Origin of the sequence: Leucobacter chromiireducens (genome assembly GCF_003917135.1) — a bacterium.
Taxonomy (GTDB): Bacteria; Actinomycetota; Actinomycetes; order Actinomycetales; family Microbacteriaceae; genus Leucobacter; species Leucobacter chromiireducens_A.
The window spans coordinates 69317-89851 of the sequence record NZ_RPDI01000012.1; the positions used below are offsets into that span (position 1 = coordinate 69317).

The following is a 20535-nucleotide window of genomic DNA, read 5'->3' on the forward strand; positions in this document are numbered from 1 at the left end:
CCCCCAACCCACCGGAGAAATCGCGAATTTCGGAGCCGAACCGGGCTTCTCGCCCGAGATCCCAGATTTCTCCGCCTGGTTTGGGACGAGGGCGACGGCGAACGCCGTGTTCGGCGCTGCCGCCGGGCGCGCACCCGGCGTACAGCGCCAGGACCCGCACGTTCCTGGGGGCACCGAGGCGCGGAATGGCACTGAATTCATGGCGGTGACTACGTAACGGGAGGGGCTTCGCCTCGCTTCGGCGCACAGGGGCGATAGCCTCAGGGAATGCACACAGAACCCATGACATTTGCAGAGGCCATAGCCGCAGCGAAAGCCTGCGAGCCCGAGAAGAAGCCGACGGTGCTGTTGGGGAACGGGTTTAGCCGCAGCTACTTGGATGAGTCGTTCAACTACAAGTCGCTCTGGGCACGCGCCCGGGTCTCGCTCACCACGGAGAAGACGGAGCTCGAACGCGTGATGGGCAGCTCCGACTTCGAGGCGATCATCCGCAGGCTGGATCGCACGGCCGAGCTCGTTGAGCTGTACGACCCCGCGAGCCCCCTCACTGGCAGCATTCGGAAGGACAGCGCGGGAATCCGGGCCGCACTGTGTACCGCGATCGCGGAGCTGCACCCCGACCACGCGAGGAAGCTCAACACGAATCAGCGCACCCACGTCCGCACGTTCCTCGAGCACTTCGAAGAGATCTTCACCACCAACTACGACCTCCTCGTCTACTGGGCGACGAACGACGATGACGAGCGCAAGGTGGTGCGGGATGACGGTTTCCGCGGTTCCAAGGAGAACGGGTACCGATGGAGGAAGCCCGATGCGCAGCGCGTTCACTACCTCCACGGCGCGATCCATGTGTTTGAGCAGGGCGATCAGCTCACAAAAGCGTTCGGCCCGGGCAACACGCACATCATGTCGGACATTCGCCGGCGCATTGAAGCAGAGGAATTCCCCCTCATCGTGACCGAGGGAGCCTCGCGCACGAAGCGCGAACGGATCGCCGAGAGCCGGTACCTGACGCACTGCTTCGATCGGCTGGGCGAGGCCTCGGGTGCGCTGTTCACGTTCGGATCTTCACTCGACGCGAACGACGCACACCTGTTCGATCAGCTCACCAGCCCGAAAAGTACCGTGCACTCGCTCTACGCCGGGCTTCGGCCCGACTCGTCCTCATCCGCTGCGCTCAGGGACCGCGCGCACGGACTCGCCGGCGAGCGCGACAGGCTGGGCGGCGCTCAGCTGAGCGTGCACTTCTACGACGCGGGCTCAGCCGCGGTCTGGAGCTGAGCCCTAGCGGGGGCGGCGCTTCGCGCTCGCGCGGGCGCGGAGCACCGTCTCCCCCACCTCGGCGCGGGGCTCGAAGCTGCCGTAGCGGCGGCGCGCCGCCTCGCCGATCAGGAAGTCGCTGAGCGCCGGGTTTTTCGGCAGCAGCGAGCCGTGCAGGTAGCTGCCGATCACGTTGCCGGTGCGCGCGCCCTCGACGCCATCGTTCGGGTTGTTGCCCGCGCCCTGGAGCACCCGGCCGAGCGGCTCGGACCCGGGGCCGAGCGTCGTGTTGCCGCTGTGGTTCTCGTAGCCGATGATCTCCCCGAAGTCGGCGGTGTCGAGCACGATGTTGCCGATCATCCGCTCGGTGCCGCCGCGCGTCTCAACGTCGAGGACCCCGATCCCGGCGAGCTCGTCCCCCGTGTGCGTCACGAACCGGTGCCCGAACAGTTGGTAGAGCCCGCACACCATAAGCATCGGCACGCCGTCGCGTGCAAGCTCGCGGATCGTGTCGGCGCGCTCCGCGAGGTCCGCGGCCACACGCCCCTGCCCGGAGTCCTGACCGCCACCGCCGACGATGATGTCGATGTGCTCGGGGAGCGCATCGCCAGGGTTCACCTCGACGACGCGCGGCGCGAAACCGTGCGCCCGTGCGCGCCGCTCCAGCGAGAGCACGTTCCCGCGGTCGCCGTAGATGTTCATGTCGCGCGGGTAGAGCGACACGATCACGAGTTCGGGCGCGGTCTCCCCCGCCGGTGCTGCTGCGCTCACCAGATGTCCTCCACATCAGTCAGCTCCGCGAGAGCGCGGCGGAGTTCAAGCATGGCCGTGTACGTGCAGTAGATACGGCGCGGCTGGCCCATGGTGCGCTGGCGGAACGACGCGAGCGCGCGGCCAAGATCCTCCTCGACCGCGCCGACCGGAACGTCATCGTGCTCGAGCCGGAGCGCCATGTCCCAGGCGCGCGCGCCGCTCACCGTGTCGACGCCGGTGCCGGCGAGGGAGCTGAAGTCGACGTCCCACAGCCAGGACATGTCGCGGCCGTCGGCGTACTGGTCGTTGATGGCGATCATCGCGGCGACCCCGTCGGCGGCGAAGGACGCGAGTCCGAGGCGGAAGCCGGCCGGGTTCTTCACGAGCACGAGTTCGAGCGGCTGGCCGTCGAGTTCGAGCTGCTCCCCGCGGCCGAACGCGGGGCGCACCTCGGCGAGCGCCGCGACGATGCGCTCGGTGTCGGCGGGCGGCACGACGCGTGCCGCGTGGTCCGGCAGCGGGCCGGCCTCGAGCACCTGCCGCACGACGGCAAGCGCCGCCGCGGCGTTGAACGTGTTGTAGAGCCCCTCGAGCTTCAGCCCGGTGCGGTGGGGCACACCGTCGATCTCGAACACGGCCTCGTGGTCGCCGAGCTCGATGAGCGTGACGTCGGCGTCGCCCGCAGGCGCGAGCCGTCCGGCCGGCGCGCTCGCGTGGAAGTCGTCGTCGCTCGGGAAGGTGGCGAGCAGGTCGTCGGAGAGGCCGAACTCGCGCACATCGACGGCCGCGGTGCGGAGCCGCGTGCGCTCACCGATCTCGCGGATCAGCCGGTCCTCGCGGTTCACCACGAGCCCCTCGCTCGTCGCGTCGGCGATGCGCTGCAGCAGCTTCGCCGTGGTGTCGATCTCCCCGAAGCGGTCGAGCTGATCGCGCAGCACGTTGAGGAGCAGGGTGAAGCGCGGCGGCACCCGGTCGATGAAGAACATGGCGTGCGCCTCGTCGAGTTCGAGCACCGCGATGTCGGCGTCGAGGCGACCAGCGAGCGAGCCCTCGGCGACCGCGGCGGCGACGACCCCGCGGGAGAAGTTCGAGCCGGTACGGTTCGTGAACACCCGGAGCCCCTGGGCCTCGAGCATCTCCACGATCATCTTCGTTGTGGTGGTCTTGCCGTTGGTGCCGCTCACCGCGATCACGCCGTAGGGCAGGCGGCCGAGCACGCGCCCGAGGAAGCCGGGGTCGAGCTTCTCGACGACGAGGCCGGGGAGCGCCGAGCCGCCACCGCGCAGGCGGGCGGCCTGCCGAACGCTCTTCCCGATGAGGGCGGAGATCACATCACGCATGGAGCAAGCCTAGTGGAGCGTGACTACTCGTCGGCTGCGTGCCTGGGGCGCGCCTCGCCGCGCTGCTCGCGCGAGAGCAGCTCGGGTCGCACGCGACGGGTGCGCGCGACGCTCTGCTCGGCGCGCCACGCGGCGATGGCCGCGTGGTTGCCGCTCAGGAGCACCGGCGGCACCGCTCGGCCGCGCCACTCGGCCGGCTTCGTGTAGCTCGGGTACTCGAGCAGCCCGTCCTCGTGCGATTCTTCGACGAGGCTCTCGGGGTTGCCGACCACGCCGGGAACGAGCCGCGCGATCGCCTCGATCATCGCGATCGTCGCGACCTCGCCGCCGTTCAGGATGTAGTCGCCGATGCTCACGAGGCGGACGCGTCCGCGTTCGGCGTACTCGTCGAACACGCGCTGATCGATGCCCTCGTAGCGGCCGCAGCCGAACACGAGGTGCGACTCCTCGGCGAGCTCGCGCGCCATCCGCTGCGTGAACACATCCCCAGCGGGTGACGGGAAAATCAGCAGCGGATCGGGATCCGCCCCGTCCTCGGCGAGCACGGCGTCGAGCGCGGCACCCCATGGCTCCGGCTTCATGACCATTCCTGCGCCGCCGCCGCTCGGCGTGTCGTCCACCGTGCGGTGCTTGTCGTGCGCGTGCTCGCGCAGATCGTGCACGCGCACGTCGACGATCCCGCGCTGCTTGGCTTTGCCGAGCAGTGAGAGTTCGAGCGCGTCGAAGTAGCCGGGGAAGATCGAGACGACGTCGATCCTCATGCGCGGCGGTCCGCGTCTGGCTCGCTCGCGGCGTCGCCGCCTGAGCCCGGCCCACCGGCGATCTCGGCGTCGCGCTCCTCGAAGAGCCCGGCTGGCGGGGTCACCAGCACGACGCCGGCCTCGATGTCAACGCTCGGCACGATCTGCTCGACGAACGGCACGAGCACGCTGCCGGTCTCGGTGGTCACAACGAGCAGGTCCTGCGCTGGCAGGTGCTGCACCTCGGCGACCACGCCGAGCTTCCGCTCGCCCTCGACGACATCAAGGCCGACGAGCTGGTGGTGGTACCAGGCGTTCTCCTCTTCGCCCTCGGCGACGGCGTCCTCGTCGATCCAGAGGATCGCGCGGACGATGCCCTCGGCGGCGGTGCGATCGGGCAGCTCCTCGAAGAAGCCGACCGGGGAGTCGTTGAACCAGCGCAGTTCGCGCAGCGTGATCGTGCGCTCGAACCAGGGCGAGTCCTCGGGCACCTGGAGCGCGAACTCAGCGCCGGGGACGAAGCGCAGCTCGGGGTTGTCGGTGAAGAGTTCGAGCTTGATGCCCCCCTTCAGTCCGTGCGGCTTGGTCAGGCGTCCGACACGCAAACTCCCCGCCCCGCGAGCGGGACGGGGAGCATGCGCGCGCCCGGAGGCGCTGGCCATCAGGCGTCGCTTCCGGTCGCGCCGGCCGGAGCCTCGGCCGCGTCGGAGTCCACCGCGTCGGCCTCGGCCACATCGGTGTCCACGACGTCGACGCGCACGCGCTCACCAGCGGCGAGCGAGTTCACGACGGTGCGGAGCGAGGAGGCGGTGCGGCCGCCGCGGCCGATCACGCGGCCGAGGTCGCTCGGGTGCACGCGCACCTCAAGCACCTCGCCGCGCGATCCGCCGCGGGAATCGACACGCACGCGCTCCGGATGGTCGACGATGCCCCGGACGAGGTGTCCGAGAGCGTCAGCGAGCGCCTGTTCAGCCAAGAGGATTAGTCCTCGGTGCTCTCGGCAGCCTCGGCTGCGTCCTCGGCGGGAGCCTCAGCTGCCTCGGCGGGAGCCTCAGCCGGCTTCTCAGCCTTGGGGCGGAGCACGGTCTTCTTGGCGCTGTCGGCCTCGAACACTGCCTTCGCCTCGGGAGCCTTGACCTGCGACTCGGTCGAGCCCTCGCCCGAGAACTTGCCCCAGTCGCCCGTGAGCTTGAGGATCGCCGCGACCTGCTCGGTCGGCTGCGCGCCGACGCTCAGCCAGTACTGCGCGCGATCCGAGTCAACCTCGATGAACGAGGGGTTCTCGGTCGGGTGGTACTTGCCGATCTCCTCGATCACGCGGCCGTCGCGCTTGGTGCGCGAGTCGGCGACGACGATGCGGTAGTAGGGTGCGCGGATCTTACCGAGACGCTTGAGGCGAATCTTGACTGCCATGAGATGACTCCTTGATTGTGAAACGACGCCACGCGGCGAAACTGAGCCGCTGCGCGAAAGCCTGGGCACGCGAGTGCGTGAACTCGTCCATTTTGCCACAGCGGAGCCCCATTGCGCAATTTTTGCTGCGACCAGGGGTTTTTCGGCGACTATCCGAGCTGATCTGCCATCCATGCCTCGATTCCGGCCGCGTCGATGGGCAGCGCGTCGCTCAACACCGTGTTCCCGGACTCCGTGACGATCAGGTCGTCTTCAAGCCGCACGCCGATCCCGCGGAGCTCCGGCGGCACCGTCTCATCCCAGGCGTGGAAGTACAGACCTGGCTCGACGGTGAGCGCCATGCCGGCCTGCACCGTACCGCCGAGATAGGCCTCGTAGCTCGAACCGTCGCAGTCGTGCACGTCGAGGCCGAGGTGGTGCCCAACCCCGCAGACGATGTACCGGCGATGCTGCTGGCCGTGCTCGGAGAGCGCCTCATCGACCGAGACGGGCAGCAGCCCCCAGTCGGCGAGCCCGTGCGCGATCACCTCCATGCTGGCCGCGTGGAAGTCGGCCCACGGCCGGCCGGGCGCCACAGCGGCGAGCCCGGCCCGGTGCGAGCGCTCCACGAGGTCGTGCACCTCGCGCTGCACAGGGCTAAACGTGCCACTCGCCGGCAGCGTGCGCGTCACGTCGGCGGTGTACCCCGAGCGCCCCTCCACCCCCATGTCGAGCAGCAGGAGCTCATCGGGCAGGATCTCGCCGTCCGCGCGCACCCAGTGCAGCACCGGCGCGTGCGCGCCGGCGCCCACGATCGTGGTGTAGCCGGGCGCCTGCCCCACCGTGCGGGCGTGGCGGTCGAAGGTGCCCTGGAGCCAGCGCTCTCCCCCGCGCTCGATCGCGCGCGGGATCTCGCGCCGCACCTCGGCGAAGCCGTCGACCGTGTCGAGGATCGCGCGGCGCAGCTCAGCGATCTCCCACTCGTCCTTGAACATGCGCAGCTCGGACAGCACGCGGGCGAGCTCCGCGGAGCGGGGCGTGCCGTCCAGCTGGGCGCCGGCGCCGGCCGCGACGACCGCGGCCCCCGCCACGAGCGCGCCGGCCGGCAGCCGGAGCTCGGAGATCGGCCGCACCGTGAGCCCGAGCGCGGCCTGCAGCTCGGCAACCCCCGGCTGCGGGCCGACCCACAGCTCGCCGTGGGCTGCCGAGGCGTGGAAAGCCGCGTCCCCCGGGCGCGCCGGCGGCGTCACGTACAGCACCGCGTCGTGCCCGCCAGCCGCAGGCGTGAGCACGAGCACGCCGTCCTCGACGCCGTAGCCGACGAGCCACAGGAAGTCGCTGTCGGCGCGGAACTCGAAGAAGTTGTCGTTGACCCGCAGCTGCGCACGCCCCGCGGTGACGACGAGCGACTGGCCAGGCAGCGCAGCGGAGAGCCGCGCGCGGTGCGCGGCCGCGGCCTCGCTCGCGCCCGGCTCGACGCGCGGCGTGCGATCCGCCTCGCCCCACCCCGTGCTGATCCACTCGGTGAAGCCCGGGGTGGTCGACAGGAGCGGCATGCGGGGATCGCGGCGCACCGCGCGCGAGTTCGGCATGCCGGACTCCCAGTCGACCGTGCGGATCGCCGCACCGAGCCCGGACAGGCTCGTGGCCTGGGGCGCCTGGGGCGCCTGGGGCGCCTGGGAGGCGTGCGAGCCGTGCGAAGCGTGTGACATCAGTGATTCTCCTCCTGAGAACTAGTTGCGGGTGGGAAGCGCGCCGCCGAGCCGGTGCTCCAGGGCGGTGAAAAGCCGCTCGGCGACCCCGTCGTGGTGGACGCCGTCGTGCTCGAACTCGTTGGTGACCCAGGCGTGCAGCCCGGCGACGCGCGCCGCGGTGTCGAGCGAGAGCCCGGCATCGACGTACATGTCGTCGAAGTACACGGCGGCCTCGACGGGCACCTCGTTCTCCGCGAGCTGCGCGGTGTCGTACATCTCGATCGGCCACTCGCGCGCAGCGAGCAGCTCGACGCCCGCGCGGAAGCCGCGGAGCGCGCGGATCTCCTCGAACATCCACGGGAACACCATCTCGCCCGTGAACAGCAGCGAGCGGGCCGACGGCGCGAACTCGGGCCGCGCGTCGCGCTCCCGCTGCGCGGCCCACGCCGAGGGGCCGGGCCCGTAGATGCTCTCCTGCAGCGCGATGAAGAGCGGGTTCGTCGCGAAGCCGGTGGCCTCGCCGACCGTCGCGAGGAAGGTGTCGCTCAGGCGGGTCTCCGCCGCGTCGGCGAACGCCTCGTCGAGGAGCCAGTGCACGCGGTCGAACCCCGGGGCCATCCCGAAGTCGAGGCCGAGGGTCTGGAAGCGCTGCACGGTGAGCCGATCCCCGTCGGCGAGTCGCACGTCCTCCGCGGCGAGCAGGTCGGCGATCCGGTCGACGCGCGCAGTGAGGTGCGGGGCACGCTCCCGGAACCGTCGGTTCTTCTCGATCACACGCGGGAAGGTGCGGCGATACACCTCGGCTGGATCCGGTTCGAGGGCCGCGAGGCCGCCGGTCACCGCCGAGGCGACGAGCGCCTCCGGCGCCGTGGAGAGGTAGTGCAGCGTGAGGAAGCCGCCGTAGCTCTGGCCGATCGACCACCACGGTCGCCCCGCGTAGTGCGTCGCGCGCACGGCCTCGAGATCGCGCACGATCGAGTCGGCCCGGTGCAGCGACAGTCGGCGCGCCGACTCCTCGGCCGGCAGCTCGGCGAAGTCGCTGCCCGACAGCGGCGTTGAGCGCCCGGTCCCCCGCTGATCCGGGATCACGAGGCGGAACCGCTTGAGCGCAGCCCCCACCCACGCGCTCCGCGCGAGCGGCCTGGTCCCCTTGCCGCCTGGCCCACCCTGCAGGTGCACCATGAGCGGCAGGTCCTCGGAGCGGCGCTCGGCCGCGACGAGCTCGCGCGCGTACACGCGGATCGTCTCGCCCGCTGGATCGTTCCAATCAAGCGGCACCGTCGTCCACACGTCCCGCGCGACGATGTCGGTGCCGATCAGGTATTCAGCGCTTCGCTGCATGCGTATTCCGTTCTCCAGTTGTGTGTCGCTCGCGCTACGCGCTCGCGGTGCGAACGCGCGAGTCGAGCAGCGCGTACAGCGTATCGACCACCAGGTTCGAGATGACCACGAAGACGCCGCCGAGCAGCACGATCGCGATCACCACGGGGCGATCCTGCATCGCAACGCTCGTCACCGCGAGCGCGCCGACGCCCTGCAGCCCGAACACCTGCTCGATCACGATCACGCCGCCGAGCAGCATGCCGATGTCGATGCCGAGCTGGGTCACGAGCGGGGGCATGGCGCTGCGGAACGCGTGGACGTAGGTGACGCGGCGCTCGGTGAGCCCCTTCGCCCGCGCGGTGCGCACGTAGTCCTGCCCGAGCACCTCGAGCATCTGGCCGCGGGTGAGCCGCGCGTATACGGCGCTCGTGACGAGCGCGAGCGTCAGCCAGGGCAGGATCAGGTGCCACGCCCACTGCAGCGGGTCCTGCGTGAAGGGCACGTATCCGGACGGCGGGAACAGTGTGATCCCGAGCTTCGTCGGCAGGAAGTAGAGCGTGTAGAGCGCCAGCATGCCGAGCACGAACGTCGGGAAGCTGATGCCGACGATCGCGAAGCCCTGCCCCAGGCGGTCGCGCAGGCTCCCCGGCCGCTTCGCCGATGCGATGCCGATCGGGATCCCGATGAGCAGCCACACGATCACCGCACCGAAGACGAGCGACATCGTGATCGGGATCCGCGTGAGCACGATGTCCGCGACCGGCAGGTTCGTGCGGTAGGAGAAGCCGAGGTCGCCCTGCGCGAGGTTGCCGATGAACATGAGGTACTGCTCAAGCATCGGCTTGTCGAGCCCGAGGTTCGCGCGGATCTGCGCCATGAGCTCCTCGGTCGCCTTGTCGCCGGCGATGATCCGCGCGGGATCGGAGGGGGTGACGTAGAACAGCACGAACACGAACACGCTGAGCAGGAACAGCACGAGCACACCGAAGCCGATGCGCGAGGCGAGGAAGCGGATCATCACTTCCCTCCCTTCGTGGAGGACGGGTCGAGCGCGTCGCGCAGACCGTCACCGAGCAGATTGAAGGCGAGCGTGAGGGCGAGGAGCGCAAGACCGGGAACGAGCACCATCCACGGCGCGACCATGTACATCGAGCCGTTCGCCGCGTCGGCGAGCATGTTGCCCCAGCTGGGGGTTGGCGGCACGATGCCGAGGCCGAGGAACGAGAGCGTCGCCTCGAACACGATCGCGGCCGGGATCATGAGCGTGGTGTAGACGATGATCGGCACGATGAGGTTGGGCAGCACGCCGGTGAACATGATGGACACGCGCGACTCGCCGAGCGAGCGCGCAGCCTCGACGAACTCCCGCTCCCGGATGGCGAGCACCTGCCCGCGGATCACGCGCGCAAGGCCGGTCCAGCTGAAGAACACGATCACGGCGATGGACAGCTGCAGGCTGGGGCCGAGGACCGACACGGTGGCGATCGCGACGAGCAGGAACGGCACGCTCATCACGAGGTCGATCACGCGGCTCAGGATCGTGTCGACCACGCCGCCGAAGAAGCCGGCGATCATGCCGATGAGGATGCCGATCGCCGACGCGATGAGCGAGGCGACGACGCCGACGAGGAGCGAGACGCGTGCGCCGTAGGCGAGGCGCACGAGGATGTCGCGGCCGAGCTGATCGGTGCCGAGCAGGAACTCGCCGCGCGGCCCGACGGGGATGCCCGCCGCGGACAGCCCGGTCTCGCGGAACTGCTCGGTGGGTCCGTGCCCCGTCCACTGCGCGACGAGCGGAGCGCCGAGCGCGAACGCGACGATGCAGAGGATGACGATCGCCGAGGCGATGCTCGCGGGATCGCGCACGAGGCGCGCGAGCGTGAGCTGCCAGGAGCTGCGTGCCTTCACCTCGGCGGCGCGCCGCGCGGCGGCCGCCGGGGTGATGATCACCGTGGTCTCTTTCGAGAAGACGCGGGTCATGCGTGGTCCTCCATCGTGGCGGGCGCGCCGACGGCGAGCAGCTCGCGCTCGCGCGGCCTGCGCGGGATCTCGGGTGCCGCGGCGGCGAGCAGGCGCTGCGTGAACGGCTGCTGGGGGGCGCCCGCGACGGATTCCGCGTCGCCGAGCTCGATGATGCGGCCGCCCTCCATCACCGCGATGCGGTCGCACACGTGGCGCACCACGGCGAGGTCGTGCGAGATGAACAGGTAGGTGAGCCCCAGCTCGCGCTGGAGGTCGTCGAGCAGGTTGAGCACCTGCGCCTGGATGGACACGTCGAGCGCCGAGACAGGCTCGTCGAGGATCACGAGTTCCGGGCGGAGCGCGATCGCGCGCGCGATCCCGATCCGCTGGCGCTGGCCGCCCGAGAACTGCGAGGGGAAGCGGTTGAAGTGCTCGGGGTTCAGCCCGACGAGCTCCATGAGTTCTTGCACGCGCTCCTGCCGCTCGCGCCCGGCGGCGACCCCGTGGATCCGGAACGGATCGCCGATGATCGCGCCAACCCGGCGCTTCGGGTTCAGCGAGCCGAACGGATCCTGGAAGACCACCTGCACGCGCCGCCGCTGGGCGCGCCACTGATCGCCGCGCAGCTCAGAGGTGTCCCGGCCGTCGAAGTGCACGGTGCCGCTCGTCTGCGGGATCAGGCCGGCGATCGCGCGCGCCAGCGTCGTTTTCCCGCAGCCGCTCTCGCCAACGAGCCCGAGGGTCTCGCCGCGCCGCACGCTCAGGCTGATGCCATCGAGCACGCGCTTCGGCGCCTGGCGCCGCTGCCGGAACTCGAGTTCGAGATCGCGCACCTCGACGATCGCGTCGTGCTCGGAGATCGTGAGCGGGGGCAGCGCGGGCTCGGACGCTGCCGGGGCGCTCGGCGGCGTCTCCAGCCAGCACAGCGCCTCGGTGCCGTCGGTGAACGCTCGCAGCGGCGGGCGCTGGCCGCAGATCTCCATCGCGTCGGGGCAGCGGCTCTGGAACACGCAGCCGCTCGGTGGCGCGAGCAAGCTCGGCGTTCGCCCGGCGATCGGCACGAGCGGCGCGCCGGGCGCCGTGTTGAATGAGGAGGAGCGCAGCAGGCCGGCGGTGTAGGGGTGCGCCGGGTTGCCGAGCACCTGGGCGCTCTCCCCCAGCTCGAGGCGCCGCCCGCCGTACATCACCATGACGCGGTCGGCGACGCGCGCGAGGACGCCGAGGTCGTGGCTGATCATGATCACGGTGGCGCCGAGGTCGGCGCGCATCTCGGCGAGGAGGTCGAGGATCTGCGCCTGCACGGTCGAGTCGAGGGCCGTGGTCGGCTCGTCCGCGATGATGATCGCCGGGCCGAGGGAGAGGGCCATCGCGATCATGACGCGCTGGCGCATGCCGCCGGAGAACTGGTGCGGGTACGCGTCGAAGCGCTCCGCGGCGTTCGGGATCCGCACCTTTTCGAGCAGCTCGATCGCGCGCGCCTTCGCCTCGGCGTGCGAGACCGGCTCGTGCGCGCGGATCTGCTCGACGATCTGCCACCCGATCGTGTACTGCGGGTGCAGGCTCGACAGCGGGTCCTGGAAGATCATGCTGATCTCCTTGCCGCGCAGCCGGCGGAGCCCATCCGGGCCGAGCGTCAGGAGGTTCTGCCCGCGGAACGCGACCGTTCCCGAGGTCTTGGCCTGCGGGATCAGCCCCATCACCGACTGCACGAGCACGGACTTCCCGGAGCCCGACTCGCCGACGATGCCGAAGAACTCCCCCTCGCGCACCGCGAACGAGACGTCCTGCACGGCGTGCACATCGCCGTCCTCGGTGGGGATGTCCACCACGAGGTTCGACACTTCAAGAATCGTCATCCGATTCACCTTTCAAAGGCGCGGGTGTGGCGGTGCCACCGGACGGCAGCACCGCCACACCCTGCGTGCGATTCGTTACTTCGTGAGCCAGACGTTCGTCCAGTCGCCGTTCTGGGCGAGGGCGTAGATCGAGAAGTTCTCGACGCGCGCCGAGTGGTAGTTCGCCTTCTTCCTGGCGACGATGCTGACGATCGGCGAGTCCTGCATCACGGTCTCGTCGACCTGGTGCCAGAGCTTGCCGGCCTCCTCGGGGGTCGCTGCCGAGAGCGCGGCGGCGGCCAGGGTGTTGGCCTCCTCGTTGTTGTAGTCGACGTAGTTGTACGTCTGCGGGGTGCCGTCGAACGAGAACTGCGGCTGGAAGACCGAGCGGGCGGCGCCGCCCACCCAGTCGGGCGACCAGCCGACGAGCGCGACGTCCCACTCGCCGCCCGTCGTGTTCTCGACGTTCGACATGAAGTTGGCGTAGTAGTCCGTCGGGGGCACGGGGAAGAGCTCGACCGTGATGCCGGCGGCCTCGAGGCTCGCCTGCACGGTCTGCGCGATGTCGGGCTGCGTGCCGAGGTTGCGGTACGGGAACTTCAGCGTGAGGTTCTCCACCCCGGCCTTCGCGAGCAGCTCCTTCGCCTTCTCGGGATCCGCCTTGCCCGACGGGTCGCCGTAGAGCGAGAAGTCCTCGTAGCCGTTGATGCCCGGGCCGAAAATGCCGTTCGTCACGGTCGCGATGTCCTCGCCGCCCATCACCTGCACGACCGCCGGCTTGTCGATCGCGTACTGGATGGCCTGGCGCACCTCGAGCTTTTGCAGCGCGCCGCCGTTGTTATCGGTCTTCGTGTTGAACCAGAGGAACTGGTCGATGCCGCCGTTCTCCATCGTGGAGAACTTCTCGTCGTTCGCCGTGGTGAGCTGCTGGATGTTCGCCGGGCTCGGCTGCAGGTCGAAGAGCAGGTCGGCGGAGCCCGCCTGGAGCTGCTGCATCGCGGCGTCGGCCTCGAGGCCCATGGTCATGACGATCTCATTGACGTATGCGCCGCGGAGCGGATCGCTCTTCGCGTCCCAGGCCTCGTTGCGCACGAACTTCATCGACACGTCTGGCTTGTGCTCCGCGACCGTGTACGGCCCGGACGCGATGAAGTTGTTGCGGTACTCGGGCGAGTCGGGCAGGTAGTCGAGCACCTCGATGGGCGCCGGGTTCGCCGTCGGCAGGCTGAGCATCGACGTGAAGTCGGAGGCGGGCTCGGTCAGCGTGAAGACCACGGTCGAGTCGTCCGGCGTCTCGATCCCCGAGATGTCGTTCTGCTCGATGTAGTCCTTCATCGGCCCGACCTCGGGCGCGACCTTCGCGAAGCCGTCGCAGAAGCTCTCCATCCCATCGATCAGGGTGATGAAGTAGCCGCCGAGCGCCGCGCCGATGTGCGGGTTGCAGATGCGCTTGATCCCGCGCTCCACGTCGGCAGCGACGATCGCGCGCGCCCCATCCGGCGCGTCCCACTGCGCCCCATCGCGCAGCGAGATCGTGTAGGTGAGCCCATCGTTTGTCGCCTCGGGAACCTCGGTCGCGAGGTCGCCGGTCAGTTCCACCCGCGTGTCGACGTCGTTGGAGGACTCGTAGCTCAGGATCGAGCGGGAGATCGCGCGCACCACGCTGTTCACGGGCACGTACGCCGTGAGCTGGGGATCGAGCCGATCCACATCGCCGTTCGCGAGCACCTTGAGCGTGCCGCCCTGCTGCGGTTCGCCGGCCGCCTCGCCGGCACCCCCGCCGCCGCTCGCGCAGCCACTGAGGCCCAGCGCGGCGACGGCCACGATGGCCGCGCCTGTCAGGATCTTGTTCCGAGTCATTGAGTCACCCTTGATTCGTTGAGTCGCACAGGGCCGCTTGGCCTGTGGTCGGGATCAGGGAGAACCCCCATCACCCGTTAGTACAATAGTACATGTCAGAGTGTACATGGCGCAGAAAAATCACGGCTCGATCACGATCGAGGCTCGCGCGGGCAACGCCCCCGCGGTGCCGGCACCCACGGGGCCGGAGCTAGCTCAGGTCGAGCAGCCAGCCGAGCACGAACGGGAACGCGAGCAGGGCGGCGCCGACCGCGCACACCACGGCTCCGACCCAGGCCCGCGACCTCCGGGCGAGCCGCTGCCCTGGCGCAGCGACCTGCACACGCGGGCGATCCGCGCGCGGATCGGTGTAGTGGCGCGCCTGGTGCCCGAGCTCCCCGCCGAGCACCTCAGCGAAGAGCAGCAGCGCGGTGGTCTCCGCGCGATCCCAGCGGCCGAGCACCCGGCGGGACACCACGAGGATCCGATCCTCCACGACCTCGATGTCCCAGTGCCGCCCGTGATCGATCAGCACGGCCATCACGTCGGGCGTGAGCAGCTCGAGCGCGTCGCGTGCATACCCCGCAGGGGCGTAGCAGGCGAAGTTCCGATCGAAGTCCCCCTCGAGCGAGAGCCGCTGGGACCCCGCGAGGAACTCGCTCAGCTTCCCGTTCGCGAGCCAGTCGATGACGAGGTGCGGCAGCTGCCGCGGCGCGCGGAGCTGCAGGTAGCGAAACCCGCCGAGCGGGCCGCGCGGGTCGTTCTTTCCGCCGGCGAAGCTCGCGACGGCGAGTTGCAGTTCGGGCTCCGCTCCCGGCCACGCTGGCGGCTCCGTGCTCGACAGCGCGAAGTTCGCCCGAAACCGCGCGGTGTCCCCCGGCGCCGCTGGTTGCCCGAGGCGCCTCCGCCGCGCCGCGCCGCCCGGTGCGCTGCCCGCCGGCTCCGCGAAGAACAGGCCACGCGCTGGCGGCGTGGCGCCCAGGCGGGCGTAGCTCAGCCCGCGCGCCGCGGCGAAACGGCGAAACGCGAGCTCGCGCCGCAGTTCGCGCGGGCGGTCGAGCAGGATCGCCGCGAACACGCCGAGCAGAAGTACCAGCCAGAAGCCGCCGACCACGAGGCCACCGCGCGCCCACTCGAGCCACGCGGGGAGCGTGATCGCCACGGGGAACTCGCCGGTGAGCGACGTCCAGGCGAGGAGCGCCCCCGCCGCGGGCAGCAGCAGCGCGGCGCCGGCCGCGGCCCGCCAGAACACGCGCGGTTCGGCAGCGCGCACCTCGGCCCAGCTGATCCGCCCGGGCCACTCGCGCCGGAAGAGCGCGAGGCGATCAGCCGCCGCTGTGGGAGGCGGCGGCGCGCTCACCTAGCGCAGGCCCTTCCCGAGCATCTGCTGCAGCTTGGCCATGTCCTCCTCGGTCGGCTGCGCGCCAGCGCCTCCGCCGAGACCGAAGCCGGAGCCGCTCGGCGCCTCGGCCTGCTTCGCGGCAACGCCGGCCGCCTCCTGCGCGCGCTTGGCCGGGTTGCCCGAGCGCTGCTTCCCCTTGCCCTTCGCCTGCTGCTTCTTCTTGCCGCCGTGGCCGCCCATGCCGGGCATCGGCCCCATACCGGGGATCTGCGGCACGCCGCCGCGCGCCACCGTCTTCATCATCTTCGCGGCCTGCTCGAAACGCTGCACGAGGGCGTTCACGTCGGTGACGGTCATCCCTGAGCCCCGCGCGATGCGGAGGCGGCGCGAGCCGTTGAGGATCTTCGGGTTCTTGCGCTCGGCCTGCGTCATCGACTGGATGATCGCCTCGGTGCGCACGATCTCGCGCTCGTCGAAGTTGTCGAGCTGATCCTTCATCTTCCCCATGCCGGGGAGCATGCCCATCATCTTCTTGATGGAGCCGGCGCCGCGGAGCTGCTGCATCTGACCGAGGAAGTCGTCGAGGGTGAACTCGTCCTTCGCGATCNGGGGAGCATGCCCATCATCTTCTTTATGGAGCCGGCGCCGCGGAGCTGCTGCATCTGACCGAGGAAGTCGTCGAGGGTGAACTCGTCCTTCGCGATCTTCTCCGCGACCTTGCGCGCCTCGTCCTCGTCGAACGCGCTCTGCGCCTGCTCGATGAGCGAGAGGATATCGCCGAGGTCGAGGATGCGGCTCGCCATCCGGTCCGGGTGGAACGGCTCGAAGTCACCGAGGCCCTCACCCGTTGAGGCGAACAGGATCGGGCGACCGGTGACGCCGCGAATCGAGAGCGCAGCGCCGCCGCGCGCGTCGCCGTCGAGCTTCGTCAGCACGACACCGGTGAAGTCAACGCCCTCCTGGAACGCCTGCGCGGTCGCGACGGCGTCCTGACCGATCATCGCGTCGATCACGAACAGCACCTCGTCGGGGTCGATCGCGGCGCGGATGTCGGCGGCCTGCCGCATGAGCTCCTGGTCGACGCCCAGGCGACCGGCCGTATCGACGATCACGAAGTCGTGCTGCTTCGTGCGCGCCTCGGCGACACCGCCCCGTGCGACCTTGACCGGATCGCCGACACCGTTGCCCGGCTCGGGCGCGTAGATGGCGACGCCGGCCTGCTCGGCGACCACGCCGAGCTGCGTCACCGCGTTCGGGCGCTGCAGGTCACACGCGACGAGCATGGGCGTGTGACCCTGATCCTTCAGCCACTTGGCGAGCTTTCCAGCCAGCGTCGTCTTGCCAGCGCCCTGGAGGCCGGCAAGCATGATGATCGTCGGCGGCTTCTTCGCGAACTGCAGGCGACGCTGTTCGCCGCCGAGGATCGCAACGAGCTCCTCGTTGACGATCTGCACCACCTGCTGCGCGGGGTTGAGCGCGGCGTTCACCTCATCGCCGAGCGCACGATCGCGCACCTTCGCCGTGAAGTCCTTCACCACATCGAGCGAGACGTCCGCCTCGAGCAGCGCGCGACGAATCTCGCGGACCGTGCTGTCGACGTCCGACGCGGAGAGCTTGCCCTTCGCGCGCAGGTTCTTGAAGGTGTCGGTGAGCCGCGCAGAGAGGTTTCCGAAAGTAGCCATGATGGGTCGATTCTAGCCGTTCACGCTGCGCGCGTGCGCACGAGACGACAGTGGCCCGGGTCGAATCGACCCGGGCCACTCATCGCGCGCGCTCGCTACTTCCCGCTGTAGTCGTAGAAGCCGCGGCCAGCCCCCTTACCGAGCCATCCCTTGTCGATGTACTCGCGCTTGATGTAGGAGGCGAACTCCTGCATCTCGGGCTCATCGCTCGCGAGCCCGAGCTGGTACGGCGTCATCATGCCGACGACGTCGTAGATCTCGAACGGACCGCTCGGCGCGCCGGTCGCGATCTTCCAGGTCTTGTCGATGTCCGCCGGCGTCGCGACCCCGCGCACCAGCAGCCGGGCGGCGGCGTTCAGGAACGGCACGAGCAGCGAGTTGAGCACGTACCCCGGCTGCTCCTTGTGGATCCGGATCGGCACCATGCCGATCTCCTCGGCGAACTGCGCGACCGCCTCGAAGGCTGCGGGGTCGGTGCCCTCGTGGCCCATCACCTCGCCGACGTTGAACTTCCACACCTCGTTCGCAAAGTGCAGCGCGAGGAACTTCTCCGGCCGCCCCGTGAACGGCGCGATGTCGCTCGGCAGGAGCGTCGAGGAGTTGGTGGCGAAGATCGTCTTCGCCGGGGCGAGCGCGCCCACCTGCTCCCAGGTGCTCTGCTTGATGTCGAGCCGCTCGGGCACGGCCTCGATCACCAGATCCGCGTCCGAGAGCGCGTCGGCGAGATCAGCCGAGGTGCGAATGCGCGCGACCGCAGCTTCCAGCTTCTCCGGCGTGGCGTCCGGCAGATCACGCAGGTAGAGCGGCTTCAGATACTCCCAGCGGTCTGCGAGCTTGCCGAGGATCTCATCGTTCAGGTCGTACGCGACCACCTGTTTGCCCGCGTACGCCGCCTGGAAGATGATCTGGGACCCGAGGACGCCGGTTCCCAGGACGGTGAGGTGCTGCATGTCTACCCTTTCTCGAACGCCCCGCCTGGTTGGCGTGGCTTTCGGTCCGGCGGCCGCAGCTCGTGGCTCGGCCGTCAGGCCTCGTTCTTCTAGGTATACCTCATTTTTGCACTCACCGGTCAGTTTTTCGCGGCGGGCTGAAATCGGCCGTTCGGGTGGTCGTCCCGGGCCGAATTCGAGCGAGTGCGCGCCACAATCCGGTCGCGAAAGCGGCCCCCACTCACACAAAGTGGGGGTTTGCGCCGGGCTGGGCGGGCGGACCCGCGCTAGCCGACGAGCTGCTGCGCGAAGACGTGCGGCGTGAAGCCGGTCAGGTCGGTGATGCCCTCGCCCTGCCCCACCAGCTTGATCGGGAGGCCCGTCTTCTCCTGCACGGAGAGCACAAAGCCACCCTTCGCCGAGCCGTCGAGCTTCGTCAGCACGAGCCCCGTGACGCCGGCGTGCTCGATGAACGCCTCCGCCTGCGCCAGGCCGTTCTGCCCGGTCGTCGCGTCGAGCACGAGCAGCACCTCGGAGACCGGCGCCTGCTTCTCGATCACGCGCCGCACCTTGCCGAGCTCATCCATGAGCCCGCCCTTGGTCTGCAGCCGCCCGGCCGTGTCGATGATCGCGATCTCGAAGTCGCCCTCGACGGCGCGCTGCACGGTCTGGAAGGCGACCGACGCCGGGTCCTGCCCCTGCTGCTGCGGCCGCACAATATCAACGCCGGCGCGCTCAGCCCACGTGGCGAGCTGCTCCACCGCTGCGGCGCGGAACGTGTCGGCCGCGCCGACGATGATCCGCTTGTCGAAGTTCTTCAGGTAGTTCGCGAACTTGCCGATGGTCGTGGTCTTCCCCACCCCGTTCACCCCGACAACGAGGATCACGGCCGGGCGCTCGGAGAGCCGCAGCGTCGGGTCGTACTTCGCGAGCCGCTCCTCCACCGCGTCTCGGAGCATGCTGCGCAGCTCCTTCACCTCGGTGACACGGTGCCGCTCGACGTCCGCGCGCAGCTGATCGAGGATGCTCTCCGTGACGTCCGGGCCGAAATCCGCGGTGATCAGCGCCGTCTCGAGCTCATCCCACGTGTCGTCGGTGATCAGCGCGGGGCCGCTGAAGATGTTGCGGAATGCCTTCGAGAAAGACCAGGATCGCTCAGCCATACCCCGAGTCTAGCGGTGGGACCGACTCCGCTGACCCGGCCCGAGCCCTCAGTCCTCGCGCGTGATGCGCTGGCCCACCACCGCGGAGATGCCGTCCTGCCGCATCGACACCCCGTAGAGTGCGTCGGCGATCTCCATGGTCCGCTTCTGGTGCGTGATGATGATCAGCTGCGAGTTCTCGCGCAGCCGCTCGAACACCTGCAGCAGGCGGCCGAGGTTCGCGTCGTCGAGCGCCGCCTCGACCTCGTCGACGATGTAGAACGGGCTCGGCCGCGCCTGGAAGATCGCGATCAGCCAGGCCACCGCAGCGAGCGAGCGCTCGCCGCCGGAGAGCAGCGACAGCCGCTCCACCTGCTTGCCAGCCGGCCGCACCGTCATCTCGATGCCGGTGCCGAGCAGGTCGTCGGGCGAGGTGAGCGTGATCTCGCCCGAACCGCCGGGGAACAGGATCGGGAACACCTCGGCGAAGGCGGCGCGGGTGTCCTCGAAGGCCGCGGCGAAGATCCCCTGCATCTTCTCGTCGAGCTCGGCGATGATCGCGAGGAGATCGGCGCGCGTCTTCGTCAGGTCCGCGAGCTGTTCGGTGAGGAACGCGTGCCGCTGCTCGAGCGCCGCGAACTCCTCCAGCGCGAGCGGGTTGATGCGCCCGAGCTCGGCCAGCCGGCGCTCCGCCTTCGCGAGCCGCTTCTCCTGCTCGGCGCGTACGAACGGGCGCGTGCGCACGGGCGCGGCCTCGTCGCCCGCTGCTGCCTCGTCGTACGCCGGCTCTGCTGCGACGCCCGCGGCGGGCCAATCCAGCCCGAGCTCCGCCGCGAGCTCCGCTTCGAGCGCGTTCGCGTACTGCGGCTCGGCGCGCTCCGCGCGCTCGGCGGGTGCCTGGCGCGCAGCGGCCGCCGCGCCGCCCTCGGCGTCCTCGGGCTCGGGGATCGGCTGGTCCGGCCCGTACTCGGCGAGCAGCACCGACTCCTCGAGCGCGAGCTCGTTCCCGGCGCGTTCGAGCAGGCCGGACAGCTGCAGCTTGCGCTCGTAGCTCTTCAGCTCGGCCCCGTGCACGCGCTCGGTGAGCCCCTGCAGCCGCTGTCGCAGCTCGGCCTCCTCGGCACGGAGGAGCGTGAGCTCCTGGCTGTGCCGCGCCCGCTCGGCTTCGGCGTGCTGCTGGGCGAGGCGCGCCTCCGCGAGCGAGCGGTCGCAGGCGTCGACGATGGCGGGCAGCAGCGCGGCGACGCGCTCGGCCTGAGCGACCTGGCGCGCGCGCAGCACCGCACGGCGCGCGGCCTCCTC

Annotated in this window: 17 protein-coding genes and 1 pseudogene; 1 reads left to right on the forward strand and 17 read right to left on the reverse strand. The window is 70.0% G+C overall.

The window, feature by feature from the left end; translation table 11 throughout:
• The first annotated feature begins 282 nt into the window (after nucleotides 1–282).
• Nucleotides 283–1281, forward strand: coding sequence for a DUF4917 family protein (locus tag EGM46_RS07725; RefSeq protein ID WP_164512837.1), 999 nt, complete (start codon nucleotides 283–285; stop codon nucleotides 1279–1281).
• 3 nt (nucleotides 1282–1284) lie between these two features.
• Here EGM46_RS07725 and EGM46_RS07730 read toward each other — a convergent pair whose 3' ends face one another.
• From EGM46_RS07730 to EGM46_RS14975, 17 genes and pseudogenes are all read right to left on the reverse strand, one after another.
• A complete protein-coding gene (locus tag EGM46_RS07730) occupies nucleotides 1285–2034 on the reverse strand; it encodes a type 1 glutamine amidotransferase (protein ID WP_431194071.1) in 750 nt (249 codons plus the stop codon).
• Nucleotides 2028–3353, reverse strand: a complete 1326-nt coding sequence (locus tag EGM46_RS07735; protein WP_125099583.1) for a Mur ligase family protein — start codon at nucleotides 3351–3353, stop codon at nucleotides 2028–2030. Before EGM46_RS07735 ends, EGM46_RS07730 begins: the two co-directional genes overlap by 7 nt.
• 23 nt (nucleotides 3354–3376) lie before the next feature.
• Nucleotides 3377–4114, reverse strand: coding sequence for a tRNA (guanosine(37)-N1)-methyltransferase TrmD (gene trmD / locus EGM46_RS07740; protein WP_125099584.1), 738 nt, complete (start codon nucleotides 4112–4114; stop codon nucleotides 3377–3379).
• Complete coding sequence (gene rimM, locus EGM46_RS07745) at nucleotides 4111–4698, reverse strand: ribosome maturation factor RimM (protein ID WP_241156237.1); 588 nt, start codon at nucleotides 4696–4698, stop codon at nucleotides 4111–4113. The genes trmD and rimM overlap by 4 nt, the downstream gene beginning before the upstream one ends.
• 56 nt (nucleotides 4699–4754) lie before the next feature.
• On the reverse strand, nucleotides 4755–5069 hold the full coding sequence (locus EGM46_RS07750) for an RNA-binding protein (protein WP_125099586.1): 315 nt from the start codon (nucleotides 5067–5069) through the stop codon (nucleotides 4755–4757).
• Between the two features lie 5 nt (nucleotides 5070–5074).
• Nucleotides 5075–5506: a 30S ribosomal protein S16 gene (gene rpsP, locus EGM46_RS07755; RefSeq protein ID WP_125099587.1), complete on the reverse strand. Its 432-nt coding sequence runs from the start codon at nucleotides 5504–5506 to the stop codon at nucleotides 5075–5077.
• 149 nt (nucleotides 5507–5655) lie between these two features.
• Complete coding sequence (locus EGM46_RS07760; protein WP_241156238.1) at nucleotides 5656–7197, reverse strand: aminopeptidase P family protein; 1542 nt, start codon at nucleotides 7195–7197, stop codon at nucleotides 5656–5658.
• 21 nt (nucleotides 7198–7218) lie between these two features.
• Nucleotides 7219–8520, reverse strand: coding sequence for an alpha/beta fold hydrolase (locus EGM46_RS07765; protein ID WP_125099588.1), 1302 nt, complete (start codon nucleotides 8518–8520; stop codon nucleotides 7219–7221).
• 34 nt (nucleotides 8521–8554) lie between these two features.
• A complete protein-coding gene (locus EGM46_RS07770) occupies nucleotides 8555–9520 on the reverse strand; it encodes an ABC transporter permease (RefSeq protein ID WP_125099589.1) in 966 nt (321 codons plus the stop codon).
• Nucleotides 9520–10482, reverse strand: a complete 963-nt coding sequence (locus EGM46_RS07775) for an ABC transporter permease (RefSeq protein WP_125099590.1) — start codon at nucleotides 10480–10482, stop codon at nucleotides 9520–9522. The genes EGM46_RS07770 and EGM46_RS07775 overlap by 1 nt, the downstream gene beginning before the upstream one ends.
• A complete protein-coding gene (locus EGM46_RS07780; protein ID WP_125099591.1) occupies nucleotides 10479–12320 on the reverse strand; it encodes an ABC transporter ATP-binding protein in 1842 nt (613 codons plus the stop codon). Before EGM46_RS07780 ends, EGM46_RS07775 begins: the two co-directional genes overlap by 4 nt.
• 75 nt (nucleotides 12321–12395) lie before the next feature.
• On the reverse strand, nucleotides 12396–14159 hold the full coding sequence (locus EGM46_RS07785; protein WP_125099592.1) for an ABC transporter substrate-binding protein: 1764 nt from the start codon (nucleotides 14157–14159) through the stop codon (nucleotides 12396–12398).
• A 190-nt stretch (nucleotides 14160–14349) separates the two neighbouring features.
• Nucleotides 14350–15498, reverse strand: a complete 1149-nt coding sequence (locus EGM46_RS07790; protein WP_125099593.1) for a hypothetical protein — start codon at nucleotides 15496–15498, stop codon at nucleotides 14350–14352.
• A pseudogene (gene ffh, locus EGM46_RS07795) lies at nucleotides 15499–17162 on the reverse strand (signal recognition particle protein).
• Between the two features lie 95 nt (nucleotides 17163–17257).
• The gene (locus tag EGM46_RS07800; RefSeq protein ID WP_125099594.1) at nucleotides 17258–18112 is read right to left on the reverse strand and encodes a 3-hydroxyacyl-CoA dehydrogenase; all 855 of its coding nucleotides are present in this window, start codon (nucleotides 18110–18112) and stop codon (nucleotides 17258–17260) included.
• Between the two features lie 266 nt (nucleotides 18113–18378).
• The gene (gene ftsY / locus EGM46_RS07805; RefSeq protein WP_125099595.1) at nucleotides 18379–19254 is read right to left on the reverse strand and encodes a signal recognition particle-docking protein FtsY; all 876 of its coding nucleotides are present in this window, start codon (nucleotides 19252–19254) and stop codon (nucleotides 18379–18381) included.
• Between the two features lie 48 nt (nucleotides 19255–19302).
• Nucleotides 19303–20535: AAA family ATPase (locus EGM46_RS14975; RefSeq protein ID WP_241156239.1), on the reverse strand; the 1233-nt coding region annotated here is incomplete at its 5' end.

Excerpts from the sequence above, each read along its gene's own strand:
- EGM46_RS07780 (WP_125099591.1), bottom strand. The coding sequence starts at position 12,320 with ATGACGATTCTTGAAGTGTCGAACCTCGTGGTGGACATCCCCACCGAG.
- ftsY (WP_125099595.1), bottom strand. The coding sequence starts at position 19,254 with ATGGCTGAGCGATCCTGGTCTTTCTCGAAGGCATTCCGCAACATCTTC.
- EGM46_RS07775 (WP_125099590.1), bottom strand. The coding sequence starts at position 10,482 with ATGACCCGCGTCTTCTCGAAAGAGACCACGGTGATCATCACCCCGGCG.
- EGM46_RS07760 (WP_241156238.1), bottom strand. The coding sequence starts at position 7,197 with ATGTCACACGCTTCGCACGGCTCGCACGCCTCCCAGGCGCCCCAGGCG.
- EGM46_RS07725 (WP_164512837.1), top strand. The coding sequence starts at position 283 with ATGACATTTGCAGAGGCCATAGCCGCAGCGAAAGCCTGCGAGCCCGAG.
- rpsP (WP_125099587.1), bottom strand. The coding sequence starts at position 5,506 with ATGGCAGTCAAGATTCGCCTCAAGCGTCTCGGTAAGATCCGCGCACCC.
- EGM46_RS07765 (WP_125099588.1), bottom strand. The coding sequence starts at position 8,520 with ATGCAGCGAAGCGCTGAATACCTGATCGGCACCGACATCGTCGCGCGG.
- EGM46_RS07735 (WP_125099583.1), bottom strand. The coding sequence starts at position 3,353 with ATGCGTGATGTGATCTCCGCCCTCATCGGGAAGAGCGTTCGGCAGGCC.
- EGM46_RS07770 (WP_125099589.1), bottom strand. The coding sequence starts at position 9,520 with ATGATCCGCTTCCTCGCCTCGCGCATCGGCTTCGGTGTGCTCGTGCTG.
- EGM46_RS07800 (WP_125099594.1), bottom strand. The coding sequence starts at position 18,112 with ATGCAGCACCTCACCGTCCTGGGAACCGGCGTCCTCGGGTCCCAGATC.
- EGM46_RS07785 (WP_125099592.1), bottom strand. The coding sequence starts at position 14,159 with ATGACTCGGAACAAGATCCTGACAGGCGCGGCCATCGTGGCCGTCGCC.
- trmD (WP_125099584.1), bottom strand. The coding sequence starts at position 4,114 with ATGAGGATCGACGTCGTCTCGATCTTCCCCGGCTACTTCGACGCGCTC.